Origin of the sequence: Mangrovihabitans endophyticus (assembly GCF_014646155.1) — a bacterium.
Classification (GTDB): Bacteria; Actinomycetota; Actinomycetes; order Mycobacteriales; family Micromonosporaceae; genus Actinoplanes; species Actinoplanes endophyticus.
The window spans coordinates 17080-35836 of record NZ_BMMX01000002.1 but is presented as its reverse complement, the minus strand read 5'-3'; the positions used below and the strand labels follow the sequence as shown (position 1 = coordinate 35836).

The window sequence follows — 18757 nt, the reverse complement described above, 5'->3', positions numbered from 1 at the left end:
AGAAGCCAGTCAATATTGCCAAGCATGCCCCGACGGCTTCAAGCCCCGCCCGTCCTCGCCCCGGCGTGCCGTCCCCGCCCCCGCGTGCCGTCCCCGCCCCCGCGTGCCGTCCCCGCCCCGTCGCCCCTCCGTCCCTCTGGACTTGGCGCGCCCGACTTAAGCGACGAAACCCGACCTATCGCACTCCTTGCGACACGGTCGGCGTCCCAGACGCGACGATCTTGGACTTTGTGGTGCGACAAGCCGCGCAAAATGGTGCGAACCGGTCACCGAAACTCCAAGATCGACGGGGTGGGCGACGGGGCGGCGGGCGACGGGGCGGCGGGGTGGCGGGGCGGCGGGCGACGGGTGGGCTGGTGGGCGGCGGGGCGGGGCGGCGGGGTGGCGGGGGCGGGGTGGCTTCGGCGTCTACCGGGTCACGGTGAATGATCGGGTCAGGGTCGCCGTCGAGCTGTCGCCCGCGAACACGTCGATCCGGCCCGGCTCCACGACGTACCGGCCGTGGTTGTCGTAGAACCCGAAGTCGTTGCGGTCCAGGGTGAAGGTGACCGTCCGCCGCTCGCCCGGCGGCAACGTCACCCGGCTGAAGCCGCGCAGACGCCGCACCGGCTGGGAGATGCTCGCCACCGGGTCGTGCAGGTAGAGCTGCACCACCTCGTCACCGGTGCGGCGGCCGGTGTTCGTGACGTCCACCCAGGCCCTCAGCCGCCCGCCCAGCCGCACACCCGCCGAGCTCAGCCGCAGGTTCGTCACCGCGAACGTGGTGTAGGACAGGCCGTAGCCGAACGGGTAGAGCGGCGCGCAACTGTCCAGGTCGCGGTACCGCGAGTCCCACTTCTGACTGGTGTCGCACGGCCGGCCGGTCGGCTCGTGGTTGTAGTAGATCGGCACCTGACCGAGCCGGCGCGGGAACGACACGGGCAGCTTCCCGCCCGGGTTGACCCGTCCGAACAGGACATCGGCGACCGCATTGCCGGCCTGCACACCCGGGAACCATGCCTCCAGGAGGGCCGGTGCGGAGGCGGCCACCCGTTGCAGGGTGAGCGGTCGGCCGTTGAACAGCACCACCACGAACGGCTTCCCGGTGGCCGCGATGGCGTCGATCAGCTCCTGCTGCCGGCCGGGCAGGTCCAGGCTGGTGCGGGCCGCCGCCTCGCCGCTCATCTCCCGGGATTCGCCGAGCGCCAGCACCACCTGGTCGGCCCGGCGCGCGGTGTCCACGGCGGCGGCGAAACCGTCCGGCGTGCAGTCCGCGGCCGGGTCGTAGTCCGGCGGGTCGGTGTGCGGAAGCGTGCACGCCGACGCGTACGTGGTGGTGCCGGTGCTCTGCGCCCGGATGCCGTGCAGGACGGTGACCGCGTCCTCGTCCCGCCCCACGCCGGACCACGGGCCGAGCATCGCGTGACCGTCGTCGGCGAGCGGCCCGATCACCGCGGTGTTCCTGGCCGGATCCAGCGGCAGGGTCCCGCCGTCGTTCTTCAACAGCACCGCCGAGCGGCTCGCGGCCCGGCGCGCCGCCGCCACCGCGTCCGGCCGCAACTGGGCAGCCTCCGCGCGCGCCACATTCACGTACGGGTGCTCGAACAGCCCGGCCCGGAACTTCACCCGCAGCACCCGGCGTACGGCGTCGTCGAGCCGGGCCGGCGAGATCCGGCGCTGGGCCAGCAGCCGGGCGCCGTAGTCGCGCAGCAGGGTGCTGGTCATCTCCGAGTCGGTGCCGGCGTTGAGCGCCAGCGCCGCCGCATCCGGCCCGTCGGCCGCCACGCCATGACCGCACGGGCCGTCGGCCGGCAGGACCGGCGGGCACGCCCGCATCTCGGCCACCGCGGTCCAGTCGCTCTCCACGAAGCCGTCGAATCCCCACTCCCGCTTCAGGATGTCGGTTTCCAGGTACGGGTTGCCGCATCCCGGTACGCCGTTGAGGGAGTTGAACGAGCACATCGCGGTGCCGGCGCCCGCCCGCACGGCGGCTTGGAACGGCGGCAGATACAGGTTGCGCAGCCGCTGCTCGGACATGTCCGTGGTGTTGTAGTCGCGCCCGCCCTCCGGCTGACCGTACGCGGCATAGTGCTTGGGGCTGGCAACCACCTTGTCCGGGGCGCCGTAGTCGTCGCCCTGCGCGGCGCGGACCCGCGCGGCGGCGAGGACCGAACCCAGGTACGGATCCTCGCCGCCGCCCTCGGCGATGCGTCCCCAGCGCGGCTCGTGCGACACGTCGACCATCGGCCCGTAGATCTGTTTGATACCGACCGCCGCCGATTCGCGCGCGCCGATCCGGTCGTCATCGGCGACCGTCGACGGATCGAAGCTGCTCGCGGCGCCCAGCGGGATCGGGAAGACGGTGCGGAACCCGTGGATGGTGTCGAACGCGAACAACATCGGGATGTGCAGCCGGGACCGTTCCACGGCCAGGTGCTGGAGCCGGTTGATCTCCACCGGGTCGGTGAGGCTGAGCACCGAGCCGAGCCCGCGGCGCACCTCGTCGTCGGTGACCGCGGAGTCCGGCAGTAGCTGCAACTGCTCCAGTTTCTCCGTGGTGGTCATGCGGGCCAGCAAACCGTCGACCCGCGCCTGCACGGACGGTGGTCTGCCCGGTGCCGCGCAGGCCGCGATGACGCCCACCAGGATCATCGTCGCCGCCACCGCGGCCATGGACCGGATGCGCGCCATGCCGTCCCCGCCTCCCCGAGACCCCGTACGCCTTCGATGGACGTAGATATCTCATCTCGCGGTGCGCGACACCGATCGGCAAGACCGGCGTCCCAGATCCGACACCGGGCACGGAACGCCGGTCGCCCCATAATGACCGGGCATCACCGCCCGGCCGGCGCTGGCGACACCGGCACCTCGGCGGACGGCCCTGCGCCCCGGCCGAACCGGCCGATCGCGATGTCGGCCAGCAGGAATCCGGCCAGCGGAATGCCGAACAGTGGGATCGCGAGCGCGAGCACAAGGGCGACGGGCACACCCACGGCGATGCCCCAGACGGGAACTTGCCGCCAGGCGCCGCGGCCGGCCGGGGGCGCACCGACCACCGCGCGGCGGTCGGTGCGGGTGGGGCGGCGCTGCCACCACATCCGGTAACCCCAGACGATGACGCAGAGCAGGCCGAGCGCCAGGGCGGCGAGCAGGATCTGGTTGGCCAGGCCGAACAGGTCGCCCATGTGCGCGTAGATGCCCCACTGGGTGAACTTGGCCATCAGCGGCCAGTCGGCGAAGTCGATCCGGTCCACGATCGCACCGGTGGACGCGTCGACCGCGATGCTGTCCCGGCGCAGCGGCCAGACACCGTCCTCCTGCATGACGGTCCACGCGGTGTGCGCGTCTTCGGGGAGGGTGACCGTGACCGGACCGTCGATGCCGTTGGCGGCGGCCACCCGCATCACGTCATCGATCGCGGCCGGATCGGAGGCCGTGCCGGCGCCCGCCGAGGCGGTGCCGTGATGATGGCCGCCGCCGGCCGATGTGGTGCCGCCCAGTTCGGTGGACACCGCGGGCCGGCTCCCGTGCAGGGCGTCGACCGCCGCGCCGAAGTTGGCGCCCGCGAGGTTCGACCAGGTCAGCCCGGTGGCCGAGAGGAAGAGCAGTCCGACGGACAGCCACAGGCCGGTGGAGGCGTGCCAGCCGCGGGTGCGGCGTACGCCCTTCTTCGCGGCCAGATCCGGCCGGAACATCCGCTTGCCGCGTTGACGTCGCCACCACAACGCGACGCCGCCCAGCGCGAGGACCCACAGCCAACTGGCGGCGAACTCGGAGTAGTAGTAGCCGACCGTGCCGAGTTGGAGGTTGGTGTGCAGGTCGTCGAACCAGGTACGCAGGGGCGTCGCCGCCCACCAGGTGGTGAGCTGCCCGGTGACGCGGGCGTTGTGCGGGTTCACATACACGGTCTGTTTGTGCTCGTCATCCAACCCTGGCGCGGTGAAGTCGACCTGGGTGGTCGTCTCGTCACTGCCCGGGCGGACCGCGACGATCGCGCCCCCGGGGTGGGTCGCCCTGGCCGCGGCGAGCTGCTCGGACAACGGCCGCATCGGGCCGCCCGGTGCGACCGTGAGTTCGTGGGCGTACACCGCCTTCTCCAGTTGCGGGGTGAACACGTACAGCAGCCCGGACAACGCTGCCAGCAGCAGGAACGGGGCGACGAAAAGGCCGGCGTAGAAGTGCAGCCGCAGCAGCAGCGGCCCGAAGCTGCGGCCGGCGGTGCGCGGTGGGCGCGACGCTGCGGTGGGCTGAGCGGTGGTGGACATCGGCGACCTCGGCATGGGGAACGGGGACGGAACGGTCATCTGCCCACTGGTCGCCGTTTCCGTCCACAAAGTTCCCCACCGGCCTCGCATTCCGCCGTCGGTGGCAGGATGGCCGGGTGCCTGAACTCCTCGACCTGACCGGCAAGGTCGTCATCGTCACCGGCAGCTCGTCCGGCATCGGCGCGGCCACCGCCCGGCTGCTGCACGAGGCCGGCGCCCGGCCGGTGCTCGCCGCTCGCCGGGCCGATCGCCTCGCCGCGCTCAGCGACGAACTCGACGGTGCGCTCGCGGTGCCGACCGATGTGACCGACGCCAAGCAGCAGCACGCGCTGGTGCGGGCCGCGATGGACCGGCACGGCCGGGTGGACGGCTACGTCGTGAACGCGGGGGCGAGCTTTCACCACTCGCTGGAGGAGGTTGACCCGGCCGCCTATCTGGACCTGCTGAACCTGAACGTGGTCAGCGTGGTCACCGCGATTCAGGCGGTCCTGCCGGTGATGCGCGCGCAGCAGGCGGGCCGCATCGTCACCGTCAGCTCGGGCACCACCCGGATCGCCCCGCCGGGCGTCGGCGCGTACGCCGCATCCAAGGCCGCCGTCAACATGCTCACCGAGGTGGCCCGCAAGGAACTGGCCACCGACGGCGTCCAGGTGTCGCTGGTGCTGCCCTCCGTCACGGCCACGGAGTTCGGCGGGGGACGGTACCTTCCGGGTGCGCCGCTTCCGCGCCCGGGCATGGTCGCGCATCGCCCCGAGTACGTCGGCCGGGTCATCCTGCGTGCCTTGCGCACGGGGGAGGAACGCATCGACATCCCGCACGGCCCGGAACAGCCCGACATCGCGGTGCCGGCGGGCGGCTGAACAGGGCCGCCCGCGCCCGCGATGGTCAGCCGATCGTCAGGATCAGCTTGCCCCGCGCCTGCCCGGACTGGCTGCGCTCGGCCGCTGAACGCCAGTCCTCCAGCGGGTACGTACGGGCCACCGGCACCGCGAAGCGTCCCTGCGCGGCCAGCCGGGCGTACTCGCCGATGACGTCGGGGCGCAGCGGCCCGGCGTCGGCGTCGAAGGCGCTCCGCACGCCGAATCCCCGGGCCGTGGCGGCGCCGCTGAACGTCAGCACGTGGTCCGGCGCGGAGACGGTACGCACGAGGGCGGCCAGCGCGTTGCTGAACGGTGCCGTGTCGAGGACCAGGTCGACCGGGCCGCCCGCCATCTCGCGCACCCGGTCCGGCATGCCGTCGCCGTATCCGGTGACCTCCGCCCCGGCGGCGCGCAGGGCATCGGCGTACGTCGTGCCGACGGTGGCGATGACCCGAGCGCCGCGCTGCAGCGCCATCTGCACCGCGGCATAGCCGACCGTGGTGCCGGCGCCGTGCACCAGCACGGTGCTCCCGGCGGGCACGCCGAGCTGATCCAGGCCCCGGTACGCCGTCTCGACCGCCATCGGCAGCGCCGCGGCGTCTGCCGGGTCGAGAGCCGTGGGGCGGGGAAACCACATGTCCAGCAGCGCCTGCTCGGAGGCGCCGGCGCTCGGCCCGGTGAACGGGGCGGGGCCGAGCACCGGGTCGCCGAGCGCCACGCCTGTCACGTCGTCGCCGAGCGCATCGACCGTACCGGCGACTTCGAGCCCGATCCCGCGCGGCAGATCGCCGGCGAAGAGCCCGCCGCACAGGGCCCAGTCCGCCGGGGTGAGCCCGCATGTCTGCACGGCGATGCGAATCTGAGCCGGTCCGGGCGTGGGTGGATCGATGTCCTCGATCCGCAGGACGTCCAGCGGTTTTCCGTATTCGCGGAAGCGAAGGGTGCGCATCTGAGTTCCCTCCCGGACGCCGGCGCGAGGGGGTGCCGGCGATAGTGACGACAGAACCTGTCGTCACCGACCCTAGCAAAGTGACGACAGCATCTGCTGTCGCTATGCTCACGGGATGGCGCGATGGGAGGGCAACGCCCGCGGCCGGCTCGAACGGGCGGCCCTCGACCTGTTCACCGAGCAGGGATACGACCGGACCACGGTGGCGCAGATCGCGCAGCGCGCGAACCTCACCGAGCGATCGTTCTATCGGTGGTTCGCCGACAAGCGTGAGGTGCTGTTCGCCGGCGACGAGCTGGCGGAGAAATTCCTCGCCGCGATCGATGCCGTCCCGGCCGGGACCGGCGCGCTGCCCACGTTGCTGGCCGCGTTCGCGGTCACCCCGCAGGTACTCCGGCCGCGCGCCTACCTGTGCGAGCGCGCGGCGATCATCGCGGCGAATCCGCCGCTGCAGGAGCGCGAGCTGATCAAGCAGGCGTGGCTGTCCGAGACGCTGACCGCGGCGCTGACCCGCCGCGGTCATGACCGCCAGGCGGCCCGCCTGGCGGTGGACGTCGGCGCGGCGGTGCTACGCCTGACGATCGAACGCTACCTGGCGGACGAGCAGGCCGATTTCGCCCGGCTGCTGTCACAGAGCGCGGCGGACATGCTGACGGTGGCGGCGGACGCCGCGCCCCCACACCCGGCCCCGGGCAAGCCCCAGCACTGATGACAGCGGGAAGATGCGCTTACTCCGCAGGGTTGGTGATGATGGATCTTGGTTTTGCCGGGCAGCGGATTCTCGGCCATGAGTTCGGTTACACGATTGCGTTCACGGTCAGCGGCGGCTACGAGGTGCGCGTCGAATCGCCGATGCGCGTGCGGACGCACGGCATTGAGTACGACGTGCAGCCGGGGGCGGACGGGGGCGAGGCCGCTCTGGACGCACTGACCGGCGACGAGGTGACGGCGGCCGTCGCGGAGGAGAGCGGCGCGTTGCGGATCGACCTGAACGGCGGCTCCCGCGTGGTGGTCTCCGCCGATCCGCAATTTGAGGCGTGGACCGTGGCGGGACCCGCAGGATTCAAGGTGGTCTGTGGCCCCGGCGGCGATCTCTCGGAATGGACCGCCCGACTCTGACAAGGCCAGGTCCGCCTCAGCCGCGAGGCGGGGGCAGGAGTTCCTCCGGCAACGGGACCGCCACCATCCGCCGGGAGATCGCGCGCGCCGCCGCCTGCACCGCCGGCCCGTACGCGGAACCGTCGAGCTCCGCGCTCGGCATGACGATCGACAGCGCCGCCACCACGCCGCCCGGCCCGTGCACCGGCGCCGCCACCGTGCCCATCGCCCACGGCCGCGTCTGCCGCCCCAGGGCGTACCCGCCCCGCCGGATTTCGGCAAGCGTCCGCCGCAGATCCTCCGGGGTGTCGATGTCGTCACCCCGGCGCACGTCCGGGCGGTAGGCAGCGACGACCTGTTCCTGCAGGTCGGCCGGCGCGTGCGCGAGCAAGACCAGGCCGACACCGGTCGAGGTCAGCGGCAGGCGCCCGCCGACCCGGTAACGCGCCGGGCTGGCGTCGCGGGCGGACAGCCGTTCGACGAGCAGCGCCTCGTCACCCTCGCGCACCGCGAGCAGCACGTGCTGGCGGGTCACGTGGAACAGATCCTCCATGTGCGGCATGGCCACCGCGCGCAGCCCGTGGCCACGCGGGGCCAGCGATGCGATCTCCAGCAGGCGCACGCCGACCACGAACCGCCCGTCGTCGAGGCGTTCCAGGGCGCCGACGCCGATCAGGGTGCGGGCGAGCCGCAGCGCGCTGCTGCGGGGGATGCCGCTGCGCCGGGCGAGGTCGGCGAGGGACTGCGCGGGGTGGCCGGAGTCGAACGTGGCGAGCAGCGCGAACGCCCGTTCGATCACGGCGTCGCCCCGAGGCGGGCGGCCACCACGCCGCGGCGAGGAGGCTCGCTCGGACATGCGTGTTCCGATCATCGGCATGGGCGGTGCCGGCAGTCGGCCGGTGTTCCTACCGTCGCACACATCCGAGCCCGGCACCTCCGGACCCGGCGCATCCGAGCCCGGCACATCCGAACGCAGCGACGAGGAAACCATGACCCGAACCGGACTGATCGACGTACACGCCCATTTCGTCACCGAGGAGTACGTGGCCGCGGCTCGGGCGGCTGGCATCGACCATCCGGACGGGATGCCCGGCTGGCCCGGCTGGAGCGCCGAGGCCCATCTCGCCCTGATGGACCGCGGCGGCATCGACAAGGCGTACCTGTCGGTGTCCTCGCCCGGCGTGCATTTCGGCGACGACCTCGCCGCCGCCGCGCTCGCCCGAGCCGTCAATGACGCCGGTGCGGCCGTGCGCGACCGGCACCCGGATCGATTCGGCCATTTCGCCGCGCTGCCGCTGCCCGACGTGGAAGCCTCCGTAGCGGAGGTCGCGGACGCGCTGGACGTACGGGGATCGGACGGTGTGCTGGTGGAGAGCAACCACCGGGGGCGCTACCTCGGCGACGCCCGCCTGGACCCGCTGTGGCACCAGCTCGACCGCCGGGACGCGCTGGTCTTCGTGCATCCGACGTCCCCGCCGTACGCGGAAGCGGTCACCGGCAACCGGCCTCGCCCGATGCTCGAGTTCCTGTTCGACACCGCCCGCGCCGCCGCCGACCTGATGCTCGCGGGTGTGCTCGCCCGCTTCCCGCGGATCCGGTGGATTCTCACCCACGGCGGCGGCGTGCTGCCGCTGCTGACCGACCGGATGGAGCTGTTCCGGCAGGTGCTGAGCGCCGGCACACCGGACGAGGCCACCGTGGCCGACCAACTGGGCCGGTTCTGGTTCGACATGGCGGGCACGCCCTTCCCGCGGCAGATGCCCGCGCTCGACGCGGTGGTCGGCACGCGACAGGTCGTGTACGGCAGCGACTACTGCTGGACGCCGCCCGACCTGGTGCTGGACCAGATCCGGTCGATCGACACCGCCGGACCGCCGGCCGACGGTGCCACCTGGCGCGACCTGACCACCCGCAACGCCCGCCGCCTGCTCTCCGGAGGTACCGCATGACCGAAGCCTCGTCCACTGTGGTGCTGCGCCGTGTCACGGTGGTGGACACCCGAGACGGCTCGCTGCGCTCCGATGTGGACGTGCGGGCCGACCTCGGCGTCATCACCGAGGTCGGCCGGGACGTCGCGCATCCGGCCGGGGCGCGGATCGTGGACGCCCCGGGCCGCTATGTCGTGCCCGGCTACAACGACATGCACGCGCACCCGCTGGGCCGCGGCGGCGACGTCGCGGCCACCCTGGAACTGATGCTCGCCCACGGCATCACCGGCTTCCGGCAGATGCACGGCGACCTGAACCTGCTGCGAGCGCGAGCCGACGGCCGCCTGCGCCTGCCCGAGGCGTCGCCGGCCCTGCTCGCCATGCCCGGCCCGTTGCTGACCATGCTGAACACCGGCACCCCGGAACGGGCCGCCGCGACGGTGCGCGAACAGGTTGCCGCGGGCGCCGATTTCGTCAAGTCGGCCGCGATGACCAGGGAACGGTTCTTCGACGCCCAAGCGGAGGCGCTGCGCCTGGGCGTGCCGATCGTCGGCCATCTGCCCGGCGGGATCGACGTGCTGCGGGCGTCCCGGATCGGCATGCGCTCCATCGAGCACTTCGGGTCCGGGCTGGGCGTGCTGGCGTGCTGCTCGGCGGAGGAGGACGCCATCCAGCGGGCGGCCGGCGCCCGTCAGCGGCTCACCCTGCCCTCCGTGCGGCTCCCGCTCGCCGAGAAACTCGCCGAGCGGATCATGCGGCGCGTGGTGATCAATCCGGTCAATCTGAACAAGGCCGCGGACGTCGACATCCTCGACCACGCGGTGCGGACCTTCGACCGCGACCACGCCCGCCGGCTCGCCGAACGGTTCGCCGCCGACGGCACCTGGCATGTGCCCACGCTGATCCGGCAGAAGACCAGCAAGCTGTGCGACGATCCGGGGTTCGCCGCGGACCCGGATCTGCGGTACGTCGCACCGTCCGCCCGCAAGGCGTGGGACGGCGCGGTCGCCCGGTTCGGCAGGTTCACCGCCGGGCAGCGGGAGACCCTCGCCCGGTCGCACCGGTACGAGTACGAGCTGACCCGGATCTTCGCGGATTCCGGCGTACGGATGCTGGTCGGCACCGATTCCTCCGGAGCCGTCTGGGTGATCCCGGGGGCCGCGCTGCACGACGAGATCGACCTGCTCGCCGAGGCCGGGCTGGCGCCGCTGCGGCTTCTGCAGATGCTGACCGTCGACGCGGCCGAGTTTCTGGCCGCCACCGACACCATGGGCACCGTCGAACCGGGCCGCAACGCCGACCTCGTGCTGCTCGACGCCAACCCGGTCGCCGCCGCCGCCAACCTGCACCGCGTCGTCGGCGTCGTGCGGTCCGGCCGGCACTACGGCGTCCAGGAACTGGCCGCGATGAAGGACCGGATCGCGGCCGCCCGGTCCGTCGACTGAACTCTGTCAGCCCGGCGGACGGTGGCCGGGCTCCGACGTGCGGCGCCAGGCTGCCAGCTTCCGGTACGCGGCCAGCCCGTCCGGCGTCCAGTCCCACTCGCCCAGCCGCCGTTCCAGTTCCTGCTCGGTGAGGAATGCGTGCCAGTCGATCTCGGAGGGCTGCGGACGTACGGGTGGCTCGCACCGCACCTCGTAGACGGCCGACCACCAGGAGTGTTCGGGGGTCTCGTAGCGGAACCGGAACAGCGGGTCCGGCGCGGGCAGCCCGGTCACGCCGAGTTCCTCCTCGGCCTCCCGCAGGGCGGCCGCGTCGTACGTCTCTCCCGCGCCGACCACGCCGCCGACGAACATGTCGTAGAGCGACGGGAAGACGAGTTTGTCCGCCGTGCGGCGGTGCACGAAGATCCGCCCGGCCGGGTCCCGGGCGAGGACGAAGGCGGCCCGGTGCCGCAGCCTCCGGGCGTACGCCTCGGCCCGCGGCGCCTGGCCGATCACCCGGTCCTGCTCGTCCACGATGTCGAGGATCTCGTCCGCCGAACGGGGCACCTGATCGGTCATGAGCGTAGCCAACCAGAGTTCGACTCCGGCCGGTACGCCAGGTTGGCCTGCGCTTTCGGCCGATGATCTTCCCGGGGAGCGCGTTTAGCGTCGAAAGGTCCCGTGGCACGAACGCATCGGCGGAGGTGACCGGCTCGGTGGTCAGGTGCCCGTCCTGTGGCGGATGGATGGACGACGTCCACGCTCCGGACTGCCCCATCGGTGCGGACGAACGCGCCCGGGACCGGGCCAACCGCCGCAACCGGGGCAACGGGGGATGCGGCTGCCTGTTGATCATCCTGGCCGCGGTGGTCGCGGTGGCCGGGATCGGGTGGAACATCGTGGCCGGCATGGTCGCGCCCGACCGTGGGCTCACCGCGGAGCAGGCTGCCATGGTCTCCGCGCTCGCCGGTGACTGGCAGGGCACCTATGTCTGCGACAAGACGACGCGTGGGCTGGATCTGGAGATCAAGCGGGCGCTCACCAAGCGCGGCGACCTCGTCGCGACCTTCACGTTCTATCGGACCAAGAAGATCACCGGTGCGCCGCTCGGCTCGTTCCGGCTCAAGGGTGAATACACCGGCACCCACGTCGATCTGCGGCCGGACTCGTGGATCAAGCAGCCCGCCGGGTACCGCATGGTGGACCTGCTCGCTCCCGCACCGAGCGGGAAGCCGCTGCGGATGAAGGGCGGCGTGGACCGCGGGCGTACGAGCTGCTCCAGCTTCACGATCGTCAAGAAGTGACGTCCCGGCCCCCGGCTCACCCGGCGGCCGACGGCTTGCGCTCGACCAGGATGATCGTCAGCAGCGCGTAGGTCCAGCGCTGGGCGGTCTGGTAGTGCTCGCGCAGCAGTTGCCGCTTGCCCGCGGCCATGTCCTGGAACGGATCGCTCGGCTTGTCCACCCGGATGACCCAGACGCGCGGCGGATTGCCGAGGCAGGACGCCGCGGGGCATTCGGTGGCCAGGAAGCGGCCGTCGGTGCGCTGCGCCGAAACGCGCAGCACGTCCGGTGGCCGGGGCGCCGGCAGGTACCGCTGGTAGATGTCGCGCGCCGCCCACGGGATGCTCCGATGACTGTCCGCAAAGACGACGACGTCGCCGGGTCTCCACCGGGGACCGATCACCGACGCGATGCGCGCGGAATCCTCGCCGTGGCCGTCCGGTTCCCGGATGCGCAGGTGCGTCGAGACGCCCAGCGCGACGGTGAGCGCCAGCGCCACGACCGCCTGCGTGCGGCCGAAGCGGAGCATCGCGGCTGCCGCGAGCGCGGCCAGCGCAGGCACCGCCACCAGCACGTAGCGGGTCACCCAGATCGGCATGACCTGGTCCGCCGCCAGCAGCACCAGCAGGGGCGTGAACGCGGCGGCGGCCACGCAGACGTGCTCGTCGGTCCGGCGTACCGCGAGGACGGCCAGGCCGATGACGATCCCGCCCACCGCTCCGGTCAGGAAGAGCCCGTCCGGGACCGCGTCGAATCCGCTCAGCGTGAGGTGCTCGATCCAGCCGATCTGCCCCCGGCTGCGGTAGCCGAGTCCGACCAGGATCAGTGCGGCTGCCCCGCCCGGCACGGCCGCGATGATCCACGCCGCGGTGCCGTACCACGCCGCAGCGCCGACCCGGACCTGCCGCAGCGCCACCGCCAGCGCATGCCCGGCGAGCAGGAGGAGGGCGCTGAGCGGGTGGCTCAGCGCCGCCAGGGCCAGCGCCGAGGAGTACGCCGCGGCCCGCCCGGGGCCGGGATCGTCGAGCAGGCGGATCAGGCACAGCACGGCGAGGGCGGCGGCGAACATCGCCAGGGCGTACGGCCGGGCCTCCTGCGCGTACCGCGAGGTGACCGGGACGACGGCGAAGAGCAGGCCCGCCGCCAGCCCGGTGTCGCGACCGCCGAGGCGCCGGCCGAGGGCGGTCACCACGAGGGAGGTGGCGACGGTCGCGGCGAGTGCGGGCAGCCGCAGCGCCGCGGTCGAGGTGCCCGCGACCGCGGTGTAGAGCTTCATCATCGCGTAGTACGGGGTGAGCACGGCATCCACCGCGGCGGACAGCCGCCAGAGCTGCTCCCAGGAGAGCCGGACCGCGCCCCAGGTGGCCAGCTCGTCCGCCCACAGTGCCGCCGCGGTCAGGCGCCAGCCGCCCAACGCCGCGGCGACCAGCGCCGGCAGCATCCAGAACAGCACGTCCGCACGGGGGGACGGGACGGCCGTCGGCCGGGCGGTGACCGGGATGCGCCGCCGGGGACGAGGGATCACCCGCGTGGGCGCATCGTCCGAAGTGGCGAGCTCGCCACCTCGGACGGTGCGCGAGGACTGTGCCATGTGGGCAGATCGTAGACGGTGTCTCATGTTCCGGTGGCCCCGCGGCGGCCCGTCCGCGCCCGAGCTGCGCCGGTCGCACCGTCGTCACGAGGTGGTGATGGCTGAGCCTTCCTCGCCCAGGAGCTCCCGGACGCCGGTGGCGTAGCTGGTGGCCGTGACGTCGGCGATCAGCAGGTGTTGCAGCAGGAAGCCCTGGGTCAGCCCGAGCATGGCGGCGCCGACCTGGTCCGGGGATGCGTCCGTGGGCAGGTGGCCGGCGGCCTGCCAGCGGCGTGCGACCTCGGTGTAGTGCCCGGACAGGCGCCGGAAGACCTCCTCGGTGCGGCGGCCGAGTTCGGGGCTGCGCAGCGCCTCGGCCCACACCTGCAGGGCGATGCGGGTCAGGTCGTGCCCGGTTCCGCCGGCTCCGGAAGCGCGCGTCATGACGCCGTCGATCATGGTGGTCACCGCGTGGGACGGCGACGGTGTCGCGCCGTCGGCGAGCAACTCGCCGAAGATCTCGTCGGCGGTGCTGAGGGCGGTCTCGGCCACCACCGCGATGAGTTCCTCCTTGCTGCGGAAGTAGCGGTACACGGCGCCCGCCGAGAGCCCCGACTCGGCGATGATGTCCGCCATCGAGGTCGCGTGGAACCCGTTGCCCGCGAACAGGCGCCCGGCGGCGGCGACGATCTCGGCGCGGCGGTTGGCGCGGTATTCGGCGGTGACGCGAGGCATGGACCCATCGTAAAAGCGAGCGTTCGTTCTTGACAACTCTCCGTGTTCGCCCTAGCTTTAAAGCGAATGTTCGTTCGTTTATATACGGGGAGGCAAGACATGGCCGGTCCGGTCTCGACCACACCGCAGAAGACGCCGTGGGCGCGGGTGGCCGCCACGGTGGCGCTCCTGACGGTGATCATCAGCGTGCTGCTCACGGCCTTCGCATGGCCGGCGGCGCGGTCGTCGCTGCACGACGTGCCGGTCGTGGTGGCCGGCCCGCCCGGCGCCGCCGACCAGATGGTCGCCGCGCTGCAGCAGCGCATGCCCGACGCCTTCGACATCACCCGGGTGGCGGACGCCGCGGCGGCCGAGGAGGCGGTGCGCGACCGGGAGGCGTACGGGGCGATCGACCTGAGCGCCGGTCCGCCCCGGGTGATCGTCGCGTCCGCGGCCAGCCCGGTCGTGGCCCAGGCGCTGACCGCTGTCGCCGAGGCGGTGCGCGGGGACGGGGGGACGCCCGCGGCGGCGGTGCGCGACCTCGCTCCGTTGCCCGCCGACGACCCGCGCGGCGTGGGACTCGCCGCCAGCGCCCTGCCGCTGGTGATCGGTGGCATGCTCGCCGCCGTGCTGCTGACCAGCCGGGTGCGCGGCACGGTGCGCCGGCTGGCCGGGGCGCTGGCCTACTCCGTCACCGCCGGCCTCGCGATGGCCGCGATCCTGCAGTTCTGGCTGGGGTCGCTGAATGGCGCCTACGTGGCCAACGCCGGTGTGATCGCGCTGTCGGTCGCCGCCACGTCGACCACCATCCTCGGTCTGGAGGCGTTGTTCGGCACCGTCGGCTTCGGCATCGGCGCCGCCATCATGGTGTTGCTGGGCAACACCCTGTCCGGCGCCACCAGCGCGCCGGAGATGCTGCCCGGCTGGTCCGGCCAGTTCGGCCAGTTCCTGCCGCCGGGTGCCGCCGGGTGGCTGCTGCGCTCGACCGCCTTCTTCGACGGGCACGGCGCCATCCGGCCGATCCTCGTCCTCACGGCCTGGCTGCTCGCGGGTGCGATCCTGGTCGTGGTCGGCACCAGGCGCGCGGCGCGTCGTGCCGTCGCGGCCCGGCCGGCCGACGAGGCCCGGACGCCCGTCGCGGCCGGCGCGTGACGTCGACGGCCGGACGGGCTTCCCGGTGATGCGGGCGAGGGCCCGCGGCGTCAGCGCGGCGGGCCCTCGCGGCAGCGCGATGAGGCGGAGGCGGTGCTCAGCCGAGGGTGGCGGCGAGCCGGGCGTTCGCCGCCGCGCCGGTCACCGTGGAGCCGACGCCGTGCACGAAGCCCAGGCCCGAGCAGTAGAGAAGCACGTCGTAACCGCCGGAGGAACGGCTGACGCTGCGCCCGTCGCAATCGCGTCCCTGATCCGCGTACAGGGTGGCCAGGGCACGGGCCTCGAAGGCGGCGTCGCTGAGCGATGAGCCGTACCCGGTGATGAAGCCCGCGCCGCTGCAATAGAGCAGGACGCTGTAGCCGCCGGTCGTGGTGTCGGCCGAGCGGCCGTCGCAGTCCACGCCGCTCACGGTGTAAAGCTGATAGAGCAGGAGCGCCTCCTGATTAGCGGTGGTCAGCGTGCTGCCGTACCCGGTGATGAAGCCCGCGCCGCTGCAATAGAGCAGGACGCTGTAGCCGCCGGTCGCGCCGTCGCTGTTTCTGGTGCTGCAGCCGGCCGCAGCGGCCGGTGAGGCCGGGACGGTCAGGAACGCCAGCGTGGTCAGGACAGCGGCGAGGACGAGCCGCCAGACGCGTGTCATGCGCACCTCCTTGTGTGCGCCCAGGGTGCACACAATGCATTGATATCTCTCACTTGGCGGCCTCCAGCTAACCGCAATCGCTCCACTGTGGCTATCCGTCGGCCGTGCCATGACCGAGTCGGAGATCCGTCCCTCGCGCGGTCCGTCAGTCGCCGGACTCCGGGGCCGGCAGGTAGGCGCCCGGCACCTTGTCGGGGACGACGATGGCTTTCTCGCCCGGGTACGGCTTCGTCCAGTCGTGCGACTGGTACCAGGTGAAATGGTTCATCTGCGCGGGGTTGGCGAAGTCGGGCCTCGCATTCGGGCCGGTCAGCCGCTGCTGTGCCTTCCACGCGTCCCACTGCGCGGCGACCGCGCGCTGGCCGGCCGGCACGGTGGCCGACGGCGGGGCCGCGAGGGTGGGATCCGGCGACGCCGGGACATCTTCGCCGCACGGGGGCGGGGTCGCCAGCCCGAGGGTGAGCGACGTCCGGTTGGGCACCGCGGTGAACGGCGTGCGGTCCGCCCGCAGGGTGAACGCGGCGCGCATCGGGCTGGCGGCGGTGTCCTTCTGGTTCATCGGATGAATGCCGAGGATCTGCTCGATGGTGCGGATCATGGTGATCTGCGAGTAGTAGCGACTGTCGATCACACCCCGCCGGGCGTACGGGCTGATGATCTGGATCGGCGCGCGGTGACCGTCGATGTGGTCGAGGCCCGCCTGGGAGTCGTCCTCCACGATGAAGATCGCGGAGTCCTTCCAGTACCCGCTGTGCGAGATGGCGTCCACGATCTTGCCGGCCGCGAGGTCGTTGTCGGCCACCTGCGCGGCGGCGTTCGGCGGCCCGCCGGTGTGGTCGCTGGAGAGCCAGAACATGTTGAGGTTGGCCGGCCCGTTGCGGTCGAAGTCACGCTTCCAGATCTCGTACCGGTAGATGTCCGGCACGCTGGTGTCGTACTTGGGGAAACCGTGCACCGACACGTCGTTGAGCGAGGGGATCGGCGACGACGACACCATCGGGTATCGGGTGTCCTGCCCGGTGGCTGCCATGTTCTTGGCGTCGCAGTAGAGGTTCTGCCAGCTCGCACCGGCGGGCTTGGTGAGGAACTGGTGGAACTCGCCGAAGTCGCGCACCGTCTTGCCGGCCGCCTGCGCACCGGTCCACAGGAAGCCGCTGCGCTGGTGCCCCAGGGCGTCGTCCTCGGTGTCGTAGCTGCGCAGGTACTCACCCGCCGAGGACTCGGTGTACTCCGGGTCGTCGGCCTGCATCAGCCAGTTATGGCCCTCGGCCGAGTTGGTGCCGATGTCATACGTGTTGTCGTACAGCCCGAACTGTTCCGTCATCGCGTGCTGGTTCGGCGTGACGTTCTCGCCGAACTCCGCCAGCGCCGGGTCGCCGTTGCCGCGCAGGTCGTCGCCGAAGAGCTGGTCGTACGTCCGGTTCTCCTTGACCAGCAGGAAGACGTGTTTGATCGTCGACGGGTCGCCGAGCCGCAGCGGAACCGGCACCGGCGGGACCTTGCCGCGGCCCGAGGCCTGCACCACGGCGCTGCCGAACCAGCCGTTCTGGCGGAACACCCGCACGGTGTTCAGCCGGATGACCCGGTCGCTGGGCAGCCGGAAACGCTGCACGGACGAGGTCGTGTCGTGGGTGGTGCGGCCGCCTCGGGTGGTGGGGCGCCGGGCATCGATGCCGCGGGTGTTGGAGACCACCACATCGTTGCCCACCGTGACGATCTCCGACGGGAAGTAGTCGGTCGGCAGTAGCCCGACGTAGCTGACCGGCGCCAACGGCGTGGTGAAGCGATAGACGGCGACCGCGTTGGCCCGGCCGAGGGTCACCAGCAGATGGCCGTCGCCGGTGAGCGTGACCGCGTCGGGTTCGTAGCCCACCGACGCCTCCGGCCACGGCTGGGTGGCGATGGTCTGCACCACCGCGTCGCGGGACGTGTCGATGACGGACACGTCGTTGGTGGCCGTGTTGGTGACGAACAGCGCCCGTTTCGCGGCGTACAACGCGGTCGGGTGCAGCCCGACGTCGATGCTGCGGACCGCGGCGTCCGGGTGGGCCAGGTCGATGACGCTGACCGTGCCGGTCGTGGTGGCCGCGGTCACCGGGTCGGCCGGGACCTGCGTGTTGTAGGAGTTGAGTGTGGTGTCACCGGGCCGGGCCGGTCGCCCGCCCTCGTTGCTGACATAGAGCTTGCCGCCGGTCATCGCCAGGTCACGGGGGGCGTTGCCGACCGCCCAGCTCCGCTCGATGGCGCCGGTGGCCGCGTCGATGGCCACCACCCGGTTCTGTCCGTTGACCGCCGCGTACACGGTGGATCCGTCGGGCGTGAACACCGCCTGGGCGGCCAGCGCACGCCGGGGACCGTCGGCGGGGATGGCGACGAACGCCGGGTCGGCGAGGGTTCCGTCCGGGTTGACGGTGAAGGTGCGGTAGCCGTCGGCCTGGCCCAGCCACAGACGGGAGCCGTCCGGGGAGTAGGCAGGACCCTCCTGTCCCACGTCGTTGCCGCTGATCCGCAGGTCCGCGGCCGCGTTGTTGCCGACAAGCTGCTGGACCTCCCAGTTCCTCAGGTCCACCACGGCGAGTGCCAATCCGCCGTCGGTGATCGAGGCCGCGAGGTGGGTGCCGTCCGGGCTCACCGCCGAGGACATGATCTTGCCGGGGTCGATGACCAGGCGCTGTCCGATCGGATCGAGGTACTGATCGGCGGAGACGACCAGCCCCCGCGGAGTGGTCTGGCCGACCTGATCGGTGCCGAACTGATGCGTCTGGGCGTACGCGATGCCCCCGGCGGTGGCGACGAGGACAGCGGTGGCACCGGCCGTCAGGACGAACATCCGGCGGCCCAGATGCCGCCCGGAGCGCCTCCGGACGGCCCGCCGATTGCGGATGACCTGCATGG

At 72.2% G+C, this 18757-nt stretch carries 16 protein-coding genes; 7 read left to right on the top strand and 9 right to left on the bottom strand.

Translation table 11 applies throughout. From position 1 onward, the window contains the following. Nucleotides 1–408 precede the first annotated feature (408 nt). Both bglX and IEY73_RS04975 read right to left on the bottom strand, forming a co-directional pair. Entirely contained in the window at nucleotides 409–2670 is a 2262-nt protein-coding gene (gene bglX, locus IEY73_RS04980; protein WP_189077883.1) for a beta-glucosidase BglX, read from the bottom strand. A 143-nt stretch (nucleotides 2671–2813) separates the two neighbouring features. Beyond that, nucleotides 2814–4244 carry a PepSY-associated TM helix domain-containing protein gene (locus IEY73_RS04975; RefSeq protein ID WP_229715543.1) on the bottom strand — a complete coding sequence of 477 codons (1431 nt, stop codon included), beginning with the start codon at nucleotides 4242–4244 and terminating at the stop codon, nucleotides 2814–2816. Between the two features lie 116 nt (nucleotides 4245–4360). Here IEY73_RS04975 and IEY73_RS04970 point away from each other — a divergent pair, with 116 nt between their 5' ends. Then, nucleotides 4361–5104, top strand: a complete 744-nt coding sequence (locus IEY73_RS04970) for an SDR family NAD(P)-dependent oxidoreductase (RefSeq protein ID WP_229715541.1) — start codon at nucleotides 4361–4363, stop codon at nucleotides 5102–5104. Nucleotides 5105–5129: 25 nt separating this feature from the next. Here the strand turns inward: IEY73_RS04970 and IEY73_RS04965 are convergent, their stop codons facing one another. Continuing rightward, nucleotides 5130–6053: an NADP-dependent oxidoreductase gene (locus tag IEY73_RS04965; RefSeq protein WP_189077882.1), complete on the bottom strand. Its 924-nt coding sequence runs from the start codon at nucleotides 6051–6053 to the stop codon at nucleotides 5130–5132. Between the two features lie 115 nt (nucleotides 6054–6168). Here IEY73_RS04965 and IEY73_RS04960 point away from each other — a divergent pair, with 115 nt between their 5' ends. After that, the gene (locus IEY73_RS04960; RefSeq protein WP_189077881.1) at nucleotides 6169–6762 is read left to right on the top strand and encodes a TetR/AcrR family transcriptional regulator; all 594 of its coding nucleotides are present in this window, start codon (nucleotides 6169–6171) and stop codon (nucleotides 6760–6762) included. A 38-nt stretch (nucleotides 6763–6800) separates the two neighbouring features. Next, nucleotides 6801–7172, top strand: coding sequence for a DUF6188 family protein (locus tag IEY73_RS04955; RefSeq protein WP_189077880.1), 372 nt, complete (start codon nucleotides 6801–6803; stop codon nucleotides 7170–7172). Nucleotides 7173–7188: 16 nt separating this feature from the next. Here IEY73_RS04955 and IEY73_RS04950 read toward each other — a convergent pair whose 3' ends face one another. Next, nucleotides 7189–8007, bottom strand: coding sequence for an IclR family transcriptional regulator (locus tag IEY73_RS04950; RefSeq protein WP_189077879.1), 819 nt, complete (start codon nucleotides 8005–8007; stop codon nucleotides 7189–7191). Nucleotides 8008–8140: 133 nt separating this feature from the next. On the opposite strand from IEY73_RS04950, the gene IEY73_RS04945 reads away from it, so the two are divergent. Continuing rightward, a complete protein-coding gene (locus IEY73_RS04945; protein ID WP_189077878.1) occupies nucleotides 8141–9100 on the top strand; it encodes an amidohydrolase family protein in 960 nt (319 codons plus the stop codon). Beyond that, a complete protein-coding gene (locus IEY73_RS04940) occupies nucleotides 9097–10524 on the top strand; it encodes an amidohydrolase family protein (protein WP_189077877.1) in 1428 nt (475 codons plus the stop codon). The genes IEY73_RS04945 and IEY73_RS04940 overlap by 4 nt, the downstream gene beginning before the upstream one ends. Nucleotides 10525–10530: 6 nt before the next feature. On the opposite strand, the gene IEY73_RS04935 is transcribed toward IEY73_RS04940, so the two are convergent. Further along, complete coding sequence (locus tag IEY73_RS04935; protein WP_189077876.1) at nucleotides 10531–11082, bottom strand: NUDIX hydrolase; 552 nt, start codon at nucleotides 11080–11082, stop codon at nucleotides 10531–10533. A 167-nt stretch (nucleotides 11083–11249) separates the two neighbouring features. Here IEY73_RS04935 and IEY73_RS04930 point away from each other — a divergent pair, with 167 nt between their 5' ends. Beyond that, a complete protein-coding gene (locus IEY73_RS04930; RefSeq protein ID WP_189077875.1) occupies nucleotides 11250–11807 on the top strand; it encodes a hypothetical protein in 558 nt (185 codons plus the stop codon). Between the two features lie 16 nt (nucleotides 11808–11823). Here IEY73_RS04930 and IEY73_RS04925 read toward each other — a convergent pair whose 3' ends face one another. Continuing rightward, nucleotides 11824–13377, bottom strand: a complete 1554-nt coding sequence (locus IEY73_RS04925) for a glycosyltransferase family 39 protein (protein WP_189077874.1) — start codon at nucleotides 13375–13377, stop codon at nucleotides 11824–11826. Between the two features lie 84 nt (nucleotides 13378–13461). Beyond that, on the bottom strand, nucleotides 13462–14091 hold the full coding sequence (locus tag IEY73_RS04920) for a TetR/AcrR family transcriptional regulator (RefSeq protein ID WP_189077873.1): 630 nt from the start codon (nucleotides 14089–14091) through the stop codon (nucleotides 13462–13464). Between the two features lie 99 nt (nucleotides 14092–14190). Here IEY73_RS04920 and IEY73_RS04915 point away from each other — a divergent pair, with 99 nt between their 5' ends. Beyond that, entirely contained in the window at nucleotides 14191–15222 is a 1032-nt protein-coding gene (locus tag IEY73_RS04915) for a hypothetical protein (RefSeq protein ID WP_189077872.1), read from the top strand. Nucleotides 15223–15319: 97 nt separating this feature from the next. Here IEY73_RS04915 and IEY73_RS04910 read toward each other — a convergent pair whose 3' ends face one another. Both IEY73_RS04910 and IEY73_RS04905 read right to left on the bottom strand, forming a co-directional pair. Then, the gene (locus tag IEY73_RS04910; RefSeq protein WP_189077871.1) at nucleotides 15320–15862 is read right to left on the bottom strand and encodes a hypothetical protein; all 543 of its coding nucleotides are present in this window, start codon (nucleotides 15860–15862) and stop codon (nucleotides 15320–15322) included. A 145-nt stretch (nucleotides 15863–16007) separates the two neighbouring features. Beyond that, a complete protein-coding gene (locus IEY73_RS04905) occupies nucleotides 16008–18755 on the bottom strand; it encodes a bifunctional YncE family protein/alkaline phosphatase family protein (protein WP_189077870.1) in 2748 nt (915 codons plus the stop codon). Between the last annotated feature and the right edge of the window lie 2 nt (nucleotides 18756–18757).

Bases quoted from the DNA above. Each gene is read 5' to 3' on its own strand.
- bglX (WP_189077883.1), bottom strand. From the start codon at position 2,670: ATGGCGCGCATCCGGTCCATGGCCGCGGTGGCGGCGACGATGATCCTG.
- IEY73_RS04975 (WP_229715543.1), bottom strand. From the start codon at position 4,244: ATGTCCACCACCGCTCAGCCCACCGCAGCGTCGCGCCCACCGCGCACC.
- IEY73_RS04965 (WP_189077882.1), bottom strand. From the start codon at position 6,053: ATGCGCACCCTTCGCTTCCGCGAATACGGAAAACCGCTGGACGTCCTG.
- IEY73_RS04960 (WP_189077881.1), top strand. From the start codon at position 6,169: ATGGCGCGATGGGAGGGCAACGCCCGCGGCCGGCTCGAACGGGCGGCC.
- IEY73_RS04955 (WP_189077880.1), top strand. From the start codon at position 6,801: ATGATGGATCTTGGTTTTGCCGGGCAGCGGATTCTCGGCCATGAGTTC.
- IEY73_RS04950 (WP_189077879.1), bottom strand. From the start codon at position 8,007: ATGTCCGAGCGAGCCTCCTCGCCGCGGCGTGGTGGCCGCCCGCCTCGG.
- IEY73_RS04945 (WP_189077878.1), top strand. From the start codon at position 8,141: ATGACCCGAACCGGACTGATCGACGTACACGCCCATTTCGTCACCGAG.
- IEY73_RS04940 (WP_189077877.1), top strand. From the start codon at position 9,097: ATGACCGAAGCCTCGTCCACTGTGGTGCTGCGCCGTGTCACGGTGGTG.
- IEY73_RS04935 (WP_189077876.1), bottom strand. From the start codon at position 11,082: ATGACCGATCAGGTGCCCCGTTCGGCGGACGAGATCCTCGACATCGTG.
- IEY73_RS04930 (WP_189077875.1), top strand. From the start codon at position 11,250: ATGGACGACGTCCACGCTCCGGACTGCCCCATCGGTGCGGACGAACGC.
- IEY73_RS04925 (WP_189077874.1), bottom strand. From the start codon at position 13,377: ATGGCACAGTCCTCGCGCACCGTCCGAGGTGGCGAGCTCGCCACTTCG.
- IEY73_RS04920 (WP_189077873.1), bottom strand. From the start codon at position 14,091: ATGCCTCGCGTCACCGCCGAATACCGCGCCAACCGCCGCGCCGAGATC.
- IEY73_RS04915 (WP_189077872.1), top strand. From the start codon at position 14,191: ATGGCCGGTCCGGTCTCGACCACACCGCAGAAGACGCCGTGGGCGCGG.
- IEY73_RS04910 (WP_189077871.1), bottom strand. From the start codon at position 15,862: ATGACACGCGTCTGGCGGCTCGTCCTCGCCGCTGTCCTGACCACGCTG.
- IEY73_RS04905 (WP_189077870.1), bottom strand. From the start codon at position 18,755: ATGCAGGTCATCCGCAATCGGCGGGCCGTCCGGAGGCGCTCCGGGCGG.